Annotated in this window: 16 protein-coding genes and 1 pseudogene; 12 read left to right on the top strand and 5 right to left on the bottom strand. The window is 44.2% G+C overall.

The window, feature by feature from the left end:
- Positions 1–414: 414 nt before the first annotated feature.
- On the bottom strand, positions 415–963 hold the full coding sequence (locus NI461_RS06195; protein WP_174660547.1) for an NUDIX hydrolase: 549 nt from the start codon (positions 961–963) through the stop codon (positions 415–417).
- Between the two features lie 122 nt (positions 964–1,085).
- Between NI461_RS06195 and NI461_RS06190 the strand changes: the two genes are divergently transcribed.
- From NI461_RS06190 to NI461_RS06155, 8 genes are all read left to right on the top strand, one after another.
- A complete protein-coding gene (locus NI461_RS06190) occupies positions 1,086–1,700 on the top strand; it encodes a CoA pyrophosphatase (protein WP_151204353.1) in 615 nt (204 codons plus the stop codon).
- Positions 1,701–1,714: 14 nt separating this feature from the next.
- Positions 1,715–2,245 carry a gamma carbonic anhydrase family protein gene (locus NI461_RS06185; RefSeq protein ID WP_151204354.1) on the top strand — a complete coding sequence of 177 codons (531 nt, stop codon included), beginning with the start codon at positions 1,715–1,717 and terminating at the stop codon, positions 2,243–2,245.
- A gap of 217 nt (positions 2,246–2,462) precedes the next feature.
- A complete protein-coding gene (tsaB, locus tag NI461_RS06180; protein WP_253152184.1) occupies positions 2,463–3,128 on the top strand; it encodes a tRNA (adenosine(37)-N6)-threonylcarbamoyltransferase complex dimerization subunit type 1 TsaB in 666 nt (221 codons plus the stop codon).
- Between the two features lie 16 nt (positions 3,129–3,144).
- Complete coding sequence (locus tag NI461_RS06175) at positions 3,145–3,969, top strand: undecaprenyl-diphosphate phosphatase (protein ID WP_151204356.1); 825 nt, start codon at positions 3,145–3,147, stop codon at positions 3,967–3,969.
- Complete coding sequence (locus NI461_RS06170; protein WP_253152186.1) at positions 3,963–4,781, top strand: class I SAM-dependent methyltransferase; 819 nt, start codon at positions 3,963–3,965, stop codon at positions 4,779–4,781. The genes NI461_RS06175 and NI461_RS06170 overlap by 7 nt, the downstream gene beginning before the upstream one ends.
- 124 nt (positions 4,782–4,905) lie before the next feature.
- On the top strand, positions 4,906–6,288 hold the full coding sequence (locus tag NI461_RS06165; RefSeq protein WP_151204358.1) for a C13 family peptidase: 1,383 nt from the start codon (positions 4,906–4,908) through the stop codon (positions 6,286–6,288).
- A gap of 44 nt (positions 6,289–6,332) precedes the next feature.
- The gene (gene fghA, locus NI461_RS06160; protein WP_174659381.1) at positions 6,333–7,169 is read left to right on the top strand and encodes an S-formylglutathione hydrolase; all 837 of its coding nucleotides are present in this window, start codon (positions 6,333–6,335) and stop codon (positions 7,167–7,169) included.
- 231 nt (positions 7,170–7,400) lie between these two features.
- A complete protein-coding gene (locus tag NI461_RS06155) occupies positions 7,401–7,583 on the top strand; it encodes a hypothetical protein (protein WP_253152188.1) in 183 nt (60 codons plus the stop codon).
- Here the strand turns inward: NI461_RS06155 and NI461_RS06150 are convergent.
- Positions 7,573–7,876: pseudogene (locus NI461_RS06150) on the bottom strand (DUF2218 domain-containing protein). The gene NI461_RS06155 and the pseudogene NI461_RS06150 overlap by 11 nt on opposite strands.
- 169 nt (positions 7,877–8,045) lie before the next feature.
- On the opposite strand from NI461_RS06150, the gene rpe reads away from it, so the two are divergent.
- From rpe to NI461_RS06130, 4 genes are all read left to right on the top strand, one after another.
- Positions 8,046–8,732 (top strand): ribulose-phosphate 3-epimerase, encoded by a 687-nt coding sequence (rpe, locus tag NI461_RS06145; protein ID WP_151204362.1) that lies wholly within the window; start codon positions 8,046–8,048, stop codon positions 8,730–8,732.
- A gap of 628 nt (positions 8,733–9,360) precedes the next feature.
- Positions 9,361–9,678: a quaternary ammonium compound efflux SMR transporter SugE gene (sugE, locus tag NI461_RS06140; RefSeq protein ID WP_151204363.1), complete on the top strand. Its 318-nt coding sequence runs from the start codon at positions 9,361–9,363 to the stop codon at positions 9,676–9,678.
- 69 nt (positions 9,679–9,747) lie between these two features.
- Positions 9,748–10,230: a methylated-DNA--[protein]-cysteine S-methyltransferase gene (locus tag NI461_RS06135; RefSeq protein WP_253152189.1), complete on the top strand. Its 483-nt coding sequence runs from the start codon at positions 9,748–9,750 to the stop codon at positions 10,228–10,230.
- A 35-nt stretch (positions 10,231–10,265) separates the two neighbouring features.
- The gene (locus NI461_RS06130) at positions 10,266–10,928 is read left to right on the top strand and encodes a nuclease-related domain-containing protein (RefSeq protein WP_253152191.1); all 663 of its coding nucleotides are present in this window, start codon (positions 10,266–10,268) and stop codon (positions 10,926–10,928) included.
- Positions 10,929–10,980: 52 nt separating this feature from the next.
- Here NI461_RS06130 and NI461_RS06125 read toward each other — a convergent pair whose 3' ends face one another.
- From NI461_RS06125 to NI461_RS06115, 3 genes are all read right to left on the bottom strand, one after another.
- A complete protein-coding gene (locus NI461_RS06125; protein WP_174659386.1) occupies positions 10,981–11,916 on the bottom strand; it encodes a tRNA-dihydrouridine synthase in 936 nt (311 codons plus the stop codon).
- Between the two features lie 260 nt (positions 11,917–12,176).
- Positions 12,177–12,656 (bottom strand): hypothetical protein, encoded by a 480-nt coding sequence (locus NI461_RS06120; protein WP_228723970.1) that lies wholly within the window; start codon positions 12,654–12,656, stop codon positions 12,177–12,179.
- An 89-nt stretch (positions 12,657–12,745) separates the two neighbouring features.
- Positions 12,746–13,555, bottom strand: a complete 810-nt coding sequence (locus NI461_RS06115) for an inner membrane protein YpjD (RefSeq protein WP_151205019.1) — start codon at positions 13,553–13,555, stop codon at positions 12,746–12,748.
- Between the last annotated feature and the right edge of the window lie 94 nt (positions 13,556–13,649).

Here is a 13,649-nt window from a genome sequence, read left to right as displayed (position 1 = left end):
AGCAGGATGCCAGTCAGTGAAAAAAAATTGACTGGCATTTTTTGTTTGAGGTTCCTGAAAGTAGCTGTTCAAAAACCTCATTTATAATTCGATCCAGAAAGTACCACTGTATTTTGAAATATAAAGTGGACTTATATTAAAAATGACGGTTTCTAGAATAAGTGTAAGAGTTGAGGGTCATAGTGCGGTTTTGACATCCATAAAAGCTAAGAACAGATGTTGGCTTTTGCAGAGATTTTTGGTGTAGATGAGAGGTTTTTATTTTGCTGAAAAAATAATTTATTTAATTCAAGTTTTTGAATATATTAGAAAAATAAGCGTTTGTTAGGGAAAATAAAAAAATATTTCTAAGGTTTCTTACTGATCACGCTTCATTTTAAGCCAAATTTTTTACTGATTTTCCGACTTTATCATTTAACCGGTGTGATCCAGACGTGTACCGAGAGTTTCCAGATGCAGCGGGAAATGATGAGTTTTACGGTCTTCAAAATAATGCCGAAGTGTCTGCTCTACACTTGGAAAGGCCAGTTCCGACCAGGGAATATTTTCTTCCTCAAACAGTTGGCTTTCGATGGTTTCTTCACCCGCGCCAAATTTTCCATTAAGCAGGGTGGACTTAAACAGGACATAAATCTGGCCAATCCGCGGAATATTATACATACAGTACAACTGTTCAATCTCGATTTCAGCCTCGGCTTCTTCACGAGTTTCTCGCGCTGCCCCTTGTTCCATGGTCTCAAACAGTTCCATATAGCCGGCGGGTAAAGTCCATAAACCATAACGTGGTTCGATTGCACGGCGGCAGAGCAAGACTTTGTTTTCCCAGACCACCAAGGCACCACAAATAATTTTGGGGTTGATGTAATGAATATATCCACAGGTGGTACATACCTTGCGAAGCTGCTGGTCGCCTAAAGGAATTTTATCTGTTGTCGTATGTCCACAATTCACACAGAAGTTCATATTCATCATCAATGATACTGGGTAAGGTCAGGATAACTGAAAAATCAAATTTTGGCATCATTTCTATCCAGTTGAATCAAAAATCAGCTATGATGAAATCATCCTTATCAGGAGAAAAATCAATGCATGAGCTGGAATTGACACAAAAGTTACAGCAACGTTTACGTTTTTCCAAACGTATTCAGATTGCACATGCTGCTGTGTTGATTGCTATTACAGATGAAGCTAATCCCAAAGTATTACTGACACGCCGTTCGGCTTATCTGAATAGTCATGCCGGAGAAGTTTCCTTTCCAGGCGGGAAACGTGATCCACAGGATACCAGTAATATTGTCGTGGCTCTGCGAGAAGCCTATGAGGAAACGGCACTCAGCCCTTTTGATGTACATTTAATGGGTGACCTGCCCATGCAAAAAGCCCGAAATGGCATGCTGGTCAAACCGATTGTCGGACTGATTCCACCACAGGTTGAGCTGATTGCTCAACCTTCAGAAATTGACCGGATATTTTTTGTTTCTTTACAGCATTTGCTGGATGCCCAGCCGATACCTTATGAAGTGCGCTTTGCTCAGCAGTCCTTATATTTTCCGAGTATGCGGGTGGAGAATGAAATTGTCTGGGGCCTGACGGCGCGTATGTTGATTTCATTATTTCAGTATGGTTTGGATTATAAAAAAGACTGGCCATTTTTACTGAATTCACCTGTGTTTACACGCTCCAAATTTTTTAACTATTGAACAGGATTTCAGCCATGTTATACAAGTTTCAGGGACATATGCCTCAAGCACTGCATCAACCGTGGGACGGTTGGGTTGCCCCGACTGCGACAGTGATCGGGCAGGTCGAACTCGGCAAGCAGGTTAGCATCTGGTTTGGTGCAGTGGTCCGTGCAGATAACAGTAAAATTCATTTGGGGGATTTTACCAATGTACAGGAAAATGCTGTGCTACATACTGATGCGGGCATTGAGATGCATATCGGCAATTATGTCACCATTGGTCATCAGGCGATGTTGCACGGCTGTACCATTGGCGAGAATAGCCTGATCGGGATTCAGGCCGTGATCCTGAACCATGCAGTGATTGGTAAGAATTGTATTATTGGCGCCAATGCCTTGATTCCGGAAGGCAAAGTAATTCCTGACAATTCGGTCGTGATGGGATCTCCTGGCAAGGTTGTCAAGACTCTGGATGAAGCCAGTATTCAAAAGCTGAAAATGAGCGCGATGCATTATGCCGGGCATTTTCCGAAATTCCAGGCTCTGGAAGAAGTTCAGCTCTAATTCAAAATTTTATCAAACTTAGAGCTGTTAACACGTCATAAATAGATTGGGCTGTGGATCAGGCATCGCTTTGTTCGCAGCACAAAAGGATAAGCATACTCTCCAATAAGCCTAGATTTTTCTAGGCATTTTTGTATCCTGCTCGTGAAAATCTCGCCTAGAAGATAGCAGTGGAGTATTATATCTGCGTTTTTATATTCTCTGAATAAGGGTGTGCATGAAAGTGCTGGCACTGGAAACTGCCAATGAGCAGTGTTCCGTTTCTGTGATTGATGATACTCAAACGTTATTTTTTCAGCTGGATGCGCGCGCCAAGGCACAAACGCAAACCATTCTTCCCATGATTGAACAAGGCTTGAACGAGTTGGGACTAGCTGTAGCTGATCTCACCGCGATTGCTTTTAGCCGTGGACCGGGTTCATTTAGTGGCGTCCGGATTAATGCAGCAGTGACTCAAGCCCTGGCCTGGTCAAATGACTTGCCAGTGATTCCTGTCTCGACTTTACAGGCTTTAGCACAGGCAGCTTATCGTTTGCAGGGGCTAACCGAAGTCTCTGCTGTGCTGGATGCGCGCATGAACGAAGTTTACATTGCTAGCTATCGGCTTGATGATGCAGGCATTATGCAGCCAGTCCATGAAGAACAATTATTAAGTTATGCCGATGGGGCTAAGGCTGCCATATTTATGCCAGTAGGTTCAGGTGTCGAGCTGGTTCAAAATGAACAGTCTGATTATAAAACAGTGAGTGCAACTGCACAGGATATTGCAGTCATTGCACGTGCGGCAGCAAAAAATGAAAACTGGGTCAGTGCAGAATTAGCATTACCTGTTTATTTACGTGAGAACGCGTGGAAAAAAATTCCAGAACAAGGCAAAGCATAATTAATTAGGATTAAGCATGGATCTTTTACTGCTGCTCAAAGCGGCAATCATGGGTATAGTCGAAGGTATTACCGAGTTTTTGCCTATTTCCAGTACTGGGCATCTGATTTTGGCTTCAGAGTTAATGAACTTCTGGAGCAAAGAAAAAAGTGATGTATTTGTGATTGCCATTCAGATGGGAGCAATTGCTGCAGTTATTTATGAATACTGGACCCGACTCTGGGGTGCGGCGACCGGGATTGTAAGTGGCGAACCTCAGGGACGCCGTTTGGGTATTGGATTGATACTGGCTTCTATTCCGATTGTGCTGGTCGGTCTGACTTTGGGACAAACTGTCAAAGAGCTGTTATTTAACAATATTGCGATTGCCATTGGGCTGATTGTGGGTGGCCTGATCATTATCTGGATCGAAAAGAATCCTCCGCAGGTGCGCGCCAAAGAGGTGGAAGATCTGACTATTAAAGATGCGGTCTGGATCGGACTGATTCAGGTTTTGTCCTTGATACCGGGCACTTCACGCTCGGGTGCGACCATTATTGGGGCGATGTTCCTCGGTGTATCGCGTAAGGCGGCAACCGAGTTTTCTTTCTTTCTGGGAATTCCGGTGATTGTGGGGGCGGGTCTGCTCGACCTGTATCAAAGCTATGGGGTTTTCCATACCACCGAAGACTGGGTCGTGCTGGCAGTCGGGATTTTGGTGTCCTTTGTTTCGGCCTTGCTATTAATCCGTGCTTTGGTGGCATATGTAGCCAAACGCGATTTCATGATCTTTGCCTGGTACCGGATTGTATCCGGGCTGCTGATCTTGTTATTTGCCTATACAGGTTGGACATTATGGTAAACCAGATTCGTCTCTATACCGAATCTGACCATGTAGAGAAAGCACAGCACTTTGAGGCTGTGCTTTCTTCTCGTGGAGTAGAGACTGAAATTGTAACAGTAGAACAACTAAATGCTCGCTTTCTCCGTTTACATCCCGAGCTTGGTCTGTGTGTCGATGTGGACGGCTTGTGGCTATGTGCCAATGGCATGAAAATGCAGCCTGACTGGCAGGCCGAAACGGCCCGTTTAAAGCGTGCATCTTTAAAGTCGGAAATGATCGCCCGTGCCTGTAATCTGGCAGAAAAACCGTTTCTGATTGATGCGACGGCGGGTTTGGGTCATGACAGCCTGTTAATGGCACATTTAGGTGCCCAAGTCACTCTGGTAGAGCGGCACCCGATTTTATTTACCCTGCTGGAAGACAGCCATATCCGTGCCCGTCAGGATACCTTTTTGAGTCAGGTGGTTGCGCGTATTCATCTGGTTTTTTCTGACTCGGCAGATTATTTAAAATCCCGGGTGGAACAGAAAAACCTGGTCGATGTGGTGTATCTGGACCCGATGTTTCCACAGCGTGACCAGAACCAGCAAGCGCCCAAAAAGAAGGCACAGGTCAAAAAGCAGATGCAGCTCTTGCACCTGCTACTGCCAGAAGATGGAGAAATGGATCTGGGCGATCATCTGCTGGAACTGGCACAGGATATTGCAAAACGGGTGGTGGTAAAACGTCCGCGTCTGGCGGTTTTTTTGGCGGGCAAACAGCCAGATCATCAGTGGCAAGGTGATGCTTGCCGTTTTGATGCATATTTTCAGCATGAACTTGTAGCTTAATATGATAACTGCTTCTAAATTAATCAAGGATTTGTTATATATGTAACAACTGGCATTGATAAAACTATTATCAGACATACACTTATTCAACACTTGAGCGAGCTATTTATCTCCCTGACCTCCTATGATCGACTTTAAACCCTCCATTAATTTTTGGCATGATTTTAAAAGCAACCAAATGGCTGGAGTATGGTTATTTTTAGGATCGCGACGCTCGTTGCAGCTGGTGCGTCCTTCCATTGTCCAGCTGGTGTTTTGGGGAGTTTTGGGTGGCTGTGCCAACAGCCTGTTTAGCTGGCTGAGTTCTGGCCGTATTGGTGATTTTAACTCGCAAGGTCTGATCAGCTATGCGCTCTGGCCTTTTATTGCCCTGATTGTCGGGATTTTTCTGTCCCAGCGGATTAATAATCCACGTTTGATGCTGGTGCCGGCCTTGTTATGGCTGGTACTCGATACGCATATCATGCTGTTTCAATCTCTGATTCAGTATCTCGGGGATATCGATTATCTGCCTTATGTGTTGTATCCGTATATTCCGACCCTATTTGTGGTGCTGTTTGTCTGGCAAAGTCTGGCAGTGGTCTGGGTGATCTCGCGTGAGCTGCAATGGCCATGGTGGGAACGGGCGCTGATTATACTGGCCACTTTATTTACTCTGGTGGTCTGGCAGATTTCGATTAAGGACCAGCCGATCTGGAAAGTGGAGGAAACTCCGCCAAGTTTTGCAGAAGATGCCTTTTATGCACAGCCGACGCTGCTGAATAAAGCGCTGGACAATATTCAGTATGGTGAGTTTGCCCAGTCGCACTGGTATTTTATGGGGATTGCTGGCGCCAGTTACCAGGATGTGTTTTATTCGGAAATCGAGCGGATTAAAGAACAGTTTGATACCCGTTTTGGTACCTATGGCCGTTCCATTGCCCTGGTGAATCATCCAGCGACCCGCACCCAGATACCGATTGCCTCCAGAACCAGTATGGAGTTGGCGCTACGCCGCATTGGCCAGCAGATGAACCGTGAAAGTGATGTGCTGTTTTTGTATATGACCTCTCATGGTTTGCCAAATACTTTTGAAATGGAAAATGCACCTTTGGATCTGGCACAGGTCGATCCGAAATGGTTACGCGAGACGCTGGATGCTTCCGGCATTCGCTGGCGGGTGATTGTCATTTCCGCCTGTTTCTCAGGAAGCTTTGTCTCAGCCTTGCAAAATGATAATACTCTGGTTATTACTGCTTCTGCGGCGGACCGCCAGTCTTTTGGCTGTTCGAATGAAGCCGACTATACTTATTTTGGTCGCGCGTTTTTTGATGAAGCCATGCGTGAGAACAGCAGTTTAAAAGCGTCTTTTGAACAGGCCGCAAATACAGTAGCCAAATGGGAGTCTGCTCAAGGTTTTGAGCCATCAGAACCGCAGTGGATGATTGGCAAGAATATGGAACTGATGTTGCCGCAACTGGAGCAGCAGTTATTTCCAGAGATGACAACCGTGAAACAGTCTCCTTAAATATTTTTTTCGCAGCAGGTCTGCAAGCAGAATAGGGATATAGCATGGAACTTGTACAGAACAATAGAAGCTTCGACGGTGAACAGCGGATTTATCGTTTTGATTGCAAAACCTTAAAAACCCCGACCAGATTTGGAATTTTTCTGCCGCCTCAAGCGCTGGCCGGGGAGAGCTGTCCAGCACTGTTTTACCTTGCTGGCCTGACCTGTACTGAGGAAACTTTTGCAATTAAGGCTCATGCACAGCGTTTGGCGGCACAATTGGGCCTGATTCTGATTACTCCGGATACCTCACCACGTGGAGAAGGGGTGGCAGAAGGCGACAACTGGGATATTGGTCAAGGTGCCGGATTTTATATCAATGCAACCCAGACACCTTGGGCTGAGCATTATCAGATGGAAAGCTTTATCGTAGATGAGCTTTACCAGCTGGTGAGTGATGAGTTTGTGATTCAGCCAGGCAAAATCGGGATTTTCGGTCATAGTATGGGTGGACATGGCGCGCTTACCCTGGCTTTTAAATATCCTGAAAAATTTAGCTCTGTCTCGGCATTTGCCCCGATCTGTGCGCCAAGTCAGTGTCCATGGGGAGAAAAAGCCTTTAGCCATTACTTGGGTGAGAACCGGGCTGAATGGCAGCAACATGATGCAACTGAGCTGATCAAAGCCAAAGGGGTTTTATTTAATGATATTCTGATTGATCAGGGTTCTTCTGATCAGTTCTATAATCAGCTGAATCCGGCGCTGTTTCAGCAGGCCTGTGACAGTGTGCAGCAGAAACTCACACTACGTGAACATCCGGGATATGATCATGGCTATTACTTTATTCAAAGTTTTATCGATGATCATTTGCAGTTTCATGCGGTACAATTACAACCTTAAGTGACTTTAAGGCTTATATAACTAAAAGAAAAAATAGCATGGGCCCAATTAGAGCGTGGCCCATGTTCTTAGGAATCAATTCTTATAATAAAAACCAGGATAATTCATGCAAAACTCAAGCAATATTCAGTCTTCTTTTGAAGATTCCGGGACCTTATCTTTTCCAGTTGAGCCTCGCGTCAGCAGCCTAGGCTTAGGCACTGTCCAGCGGTTATGCTTTAAATGCCTTACATGAGCAGCATATTTCGCCCCGACACTTTGCTCATTTCCTTGAACGGCTGGCATCAGCAACAAGATGGAAAAAATCCGGCTGAAAAATCTCTCGGGGATTTTCTGAGCAGCCATCCGGCAACTGCTGAACGCATTCAGGCAGTCAAAGCTTTTGAGCAGGAACACGCCCAACTTACTCCTTAAATTTTTTATCGGAGTCATGGTACTGCCACTCGGCAGTCAGTGGCTCCTGTCCCATACGGATCAGATGATCCAGAACACATTTTCAAGTTTATTCAGTCAGTAGATTCATCTGTGCTTTGAATCGTTACGGTAAGATGATCTGCCTCGGGTGTCAGACTCACTTCTGCACCTGGAAAATGAATCAGGAAATTTTGTTCGGTTTCATCAATATTAAATTTATGTTTCCAGTGATTAGCCAGGCGTTTGGCAATTCGTGAAGCTTGTTGCGTCTGGATATGGGCAATACTTTTCATCAGTTTTCTACACTATTCATCATTATCCTGCACTTTAAACCAAGTCCTGATCAAGTTATAAGCTTATCAGCGTGACACAGTGTTTTATTCTTGCAACATCAAGAGCACAGTCGCCGGACTGGATTTGCTATAATGAGGCACATCCAATTTCAGCTCATCAGGTTCTTCCATGTCCAAACCTTATTTAATTGCCCCCTCAATTCTGTCTGCCGATTTTGCCCGTTTAGGGGAAGAAGTGGAAAATGTCTTAGCCGCTGGGGCAGATGTGGTTCATTTTGATGTGATGGACAATCATTATGTACCGAACCTGACCTTTGGTGCAGGCGTATGTAAAGCTCTAAAAAACTATGGCATTCAGGCGCCTATTGATGTGCATTTGATGGTCAAGCCGGTTGATCGTATGATCGGGGATTTTCTTGAAGCAGGTGCGGATATTATTACCTTTCATCCAGAAGCTTCTGACCATATCGATCGTTCCTTGCAGCTGATCAAATCGGGCGGTGCAAAAGCAGGTCTGGTCTTTAACCCGGCCACGCCGTTGCATTATCTGGATTATGTCATGGACAAGGTTGATCAGATCCTGCTCATGAGTGTGAACCCGGGATTTGGTGGACAGAAGTTTATTCCAATGACCTTGGACAAGCTGCGTCAGGCTCGTCAGCTGATTGAGGCCTCAGGTCGTGATATTCGTCTGGAAGTGGACGGAGGAGTGGGGCCTGCGAATATTCGTGAAATTGCGGAAGCAGGTGCCGATATGTTTGTTGCAGGCTCAGCTATCTTTGGTAAACCGGATTATAAAGCTGTGATTGATGAAATGCGTGCAGAACTTGCTAAAGTCGGACAGGTTCAACTTTAATCGTTAGAATGTTTAAAGTGCATAAATCTGTGGATAACTTTATGGATAAGTGTGTAGATATCTATGTTGATAACCATATGGATAAGTTGCATAAAATGTAAACATTTGTGACTCGTTTGATTGCTTATTAGACAAAAAAAGTATAAAAAGAATTCGATTGGAGTTCTTTTTATACAGCGTATGCCTTTAATTCGGTGAGTGTTTATTCACCAGTTATGAGTATTTAGGCGAGTCAAAAAGTAGTCAAAAAGTATAGGGTCTGGCTTGAATCATATAAGATCTCCACACTATTCTTTAAATTTAATTGATATGTATTACTTAATAATTTGCGGATAACTGTGAGTTTTATTTTTAATAAAATTAAATTGGAAAGAGTAACTGGGTATTTCTCCAGATTCAGCATAAGTTGAATGTAAAGCTCTGTCTTGAGTATTTGAGTAAGGCAGGGTTAAATTAGCTCTCTTTTAGTCAGGTTTTGTAAAAATTACAGTTCTAGAAACTGGATTGTATAGCCTCTATTTTCCTTATTCAGGAGGAACGACCTCCCTTGTTAGTTGCTTATTTAAATGGAAATTAACAGGAAAAATCGTCAGGACGGCCTGACTCTGTCATATAGGAGGAAGGCGAAATGGCCTGGATCATCTTAATTCTTGCGGGTTTATTTGAAATCGTGTGGGCATATTCAATGAAATTGTCTGACGGATTTACCCGGCTCACCCCAAGTCTTGTCACGCTGTTTTTTATGGTGCTGAGTTTTGTGCTACTGGCGTATGCCATGCGCACATTGCCCTTGGGGACGGCTTATACCATCTGGACTGGAATTGGAGCCGTTGGCTCATTTCTGGTTGGGGTGTTTATTCTGGGTGAGCCGGCTACTGCCATGCGCATGCTGGCAGCGGTGCTGATTATTTCCGGTCTTGTGTTGATGAAATTATCTTCATCTTAAAGCCTGTCGCACGTTTCAAAATTCCATTAAAATGAATAAGAGAACACTTCATTTTAGAGGAGTATGGTCATGCAGCTGAGTTATCTGAATATGGATTCACCTGTAGGGCAGTTGCGACTGGTGGCACATGAAACGGCACTGGTGGCTGTACTCTGGGATGGCGAAATGCCCCATTGGTTTAAATTGGCGTCACTGGTGGAGGGCCTGCAACATCCGGTATTAATTGAAACCAGACGCCAATTGCAGGAGTATTTCTCCGGTCAGCGCAGTGCCTTTGACGTACCTTTAGAATTTATCGGGACTGATTTTCAGAAAAAAGTCTGGCAGGCCTTGCTGAATATTCCCTATGGTCAGACCCGAAGCTATCGTGACATTGCCGAGCAGATTGGCAACAGTAAAGCGGTGCGTGCTGTCGGGGCAGCCAATGGTAAAAATCCGATTTCGATTATTGCGCCTTGTCATCGCGTGATTGGCAGTAGCAGCAAGCTGGTCGGATTCGCGGGCGGCCTGGACAAAAAAGAAATTCTGTTAAATATTGAACAAAAACATTAAGCTTTAAGTATCTAAAATAATTGAATAATTAAAATATGGAAAATTCTACAATATCGATATTTGGCTCACTCTGGTCAAATATAGGGTGGATTCTTCTGCTTTTCTTTGGTGTGATGATTTTTAAATTATTCAAGCCCTTTCTGAAAGGAAAGCTGGGAGAGTTTACCGTTGCTATGCATGCCAAACTTTATCTGAAAGATCCGCAATATCTGCTGCTGAATGATCTGACCTTGCCGGATGGGGAGGGCGGAACCACACAAATTGATCACCTGTTATTAAGTCCTTACGGAATATTTGTGATTGAAACCAAAAACTATAAAGGCTGGATATTTGGAAACGAGCGACAAAAAATCTGGACCCAGAAAATCTATAAAAACAGTTATAAATTTCAAAATCCGATTCATCAGAACTATAAACATATTAAGGTTCTAGAGCAGCTGCTGGCAGATAGTGTGGAACCAGATCTTTTGCATTCGGTGATTGTATTTATGCCGGATGCCGTGTTTAAAACGCCGATGCCACCTCAGGTATTTCGGGGGGCAGGTTGGACCGACTACGTGAAAAGTTTTGATCAGCCGATGATTTCGGGAATGAAATTAAAACGGATACAACTGCGACTAGAAAAAGAAGTTTTAAAAAAATCCTGGAAAACCAATCGGGAACACGTAGAAAATTTAAAGCAGCGTAAGCAGTTATAGGTTTTTATGGGCTCATCAAAAAGCCTTTGAATCATTCAAAGGCTTTTGGGTTTTAAATATTTGAAGCTTTCAGTTTTTCGGTAATCTCGGCCAGAACCTTAATCCGTTTTACTTCATCCCATAAGGCTTTGGCTTCCGGATAATGTTTCGACATCATGCCCAGCCATTGCTTGTAGCGGCCAACCATGCCAATTTCAGTTTTTGCCGGCCCATTGATAAAACGAATTTGCAGTTGCAGCAGGTCATTCCAGTTCAGTAACGGCATATCCGAATTTTGACGGATACATTGAGTCAAGTCGGGTGTGGTGACTGCACCGCGACCAATCATCAGGTCTTCACAGCCCGACTCCAAACGGCATTGCTTGGCATCGGCATTGTTCCAGATTTCACCATTGGCAATAACATTGATCTTGAGTGCCTCACGAATCGGCTGTAACTGATCCCAGAATGCAGGCGGAGTATAGCCATCGGCTTTGGTACGCGCATGAACAGTGACCCAAGACGCTCCCGCATCTTCAATGGCATGCGCATTGTCCAGCATGAAATTGCGATCCATGTAGCCTAAGCGCATTTTGGCCGATACTGGAATGTGTGCAGGAACGGCATCACGCACAGCTTTGACTAACTCATGCACAACTTCAGGTTCATCCAGTAAAATCGACCCACCACGATGACGGTTCACGGTTTTTGCCGGACAACCAAAATTCAGGTCAATTGCCGGTGCGCCCATTGCGGCCACTTTGACGGCATTCGCTGCCAACATCTCCGGGTTATTGCCCAGAAACTGCACATGGACCGGCGTGCCGGCAGCAGTTTTGCCCTCATTTAACAGTTCCGGGCAATAGGTATGATAAACATGATCGGGCAGGATGGAGTCGGTGACGCGGATAAACTCGGTGACACACCAGTCAAAGCTACCTACGGATGTTAGTACATCGCGCATAATCGGATCGGTTAAGCCTTCCATGGGTGCAAGAACAAGTTTCAACGTGGCTACCTGTAAATTCGAAAAATGGAGTTATACGTTTTTTTACTAGGGTTGTCTAGCCAATCTAAATGTTTACCAGTTAACTGACAGCCAGCGTGATTGTAGCGAAGACCAAAACTAAGAAAAGGATGTCTGATAATTACATCCCCCTTAATTTACAAAATAGTTGTTACTTGATTAATCATAAATGGGGATTAAGATTAAAGGCATTTAAAACTTGGCTTAAGCTGATTCAAGCACAAGCCAAGTCTTGATCAGAATTATAAACGGCGACATTGACCTTCTTTGTCACCATTGACTCGGTTATTACCACCGATCGGTTGAATCCGGTTAGATTCGCATTGCAAATTACCGTCTACCACATTGTCATTTACAGTAATTTTTTGGGTATTCTTTTTCAGCTGGATATCGCCTTCTACCTGATTGGCAGTAAGCTGAATTGTCTGACCATCTTCTAGCTGGATATTGCCGTCGATCTGGTTATGTTGTGCCAGAACCGAGCTAAAACGTCCTTTCGATTCCAGATTGCCATCAATCGCCGTATTTAAAATCACTACTTGTGCACCCTGATACAGCATGACATTGCCTTTAATCGTGGCATTATCAATCTGACAGTGTTGACTGATACTGACATTGTCATCAATCGTACGATCTTTAATGCTACCGTGACAGTGATAATCTGCGAAACTTGCGCTCGATAAACAAAGAAGTGCTAAACCTGAAATGACTTTTATCATCATGAACCTTAGGGTATTTTTAATGCACTTTGACCATAATTTTTGAATATGACCGTCTCATGACAACACTTAGATATAATGTTGGCTTTCGGTTAGCGTACCAAAATCATTTCCAGTACAAACTTGGAGCCAATAAAGCCCAGTGCCAGCAGACCAAAGCCAATCAGGGTAAAACGCACCGCTTTCTGACCGCGCCAGCCAAATTTCCAGTGTCCAATAAGCAGGGCACCATAAACCAGCCAGGAAATAATACTAAACACCGTTTTATGTGCCAGATGCTGGGCAAAGAAATTATCAATGGTAAAGAAACCAAAGCTTAGTGCCAGTGTCAGCAAAATGAAGCCGGTCATCAGCATATCGAATAGCAAAGATTCCATATCCTGATAAGAGGGCAATAAATTGACCCAGACCCGGCGTTTCTGTTTCTTTTTCAGTTCACGGTCCTGAAAACGCAGAATAACTGCCTGAATGGTGGCCATCAGCAGCACGGCATAGGCAGACAGAGACAGGATAATATGAATATCCAGCCCCAAAGAGTTTTGTACAGTAATTTTGGCGGGCTGGGTAAAGGCAAAACCCAGAATTAACCCGGTAGCAGCCACCGGAATACCAATCAGGTTTAGCGCAATAATTGGCCGATATGTGCTATAGATAATACTCAGCAGTAACATCAACCCCGAGGTAAAGGAAAACAGGGCAAAAACATCATAATTGATCCCCAGTGGCGTATACATATCGCCGGAGACCACCAGCGCATGCAGTAGTAGTCCCACCAAGGCCGTCAGGCCAACAAACCATTGATTTGGAGCACGTTTAGCCATCAAGTGAATGAACAGATACCAGAAGGAAGCGGTATAAGCGACTAATGCTAAGATCGTATAAACCAAGGGGAGGCTAACCATGTCAAACCTTTTTAAGGGTGATGAATATTCATTTATATAAATTCGCTGCGAACTACAGTATCCTATAGCATTCTATGCATAAATTTTCTATTTT

Source organism: Acinetobacter sp. S4400-12 (assembly GCF_024129495.1).
Lineage (GTDB): Bacteria > Pseudomonadota > Gammaproteobacteria > Pseudomonadales > Moraxellaceae > Acinetobacter > Acinetobacter lwoffii_C.
The sequence above is the reverse complement of the archived record's forward strand: the minus strand, read 5'-3'. Positions and strand labels throughout refer to the sequence as shown.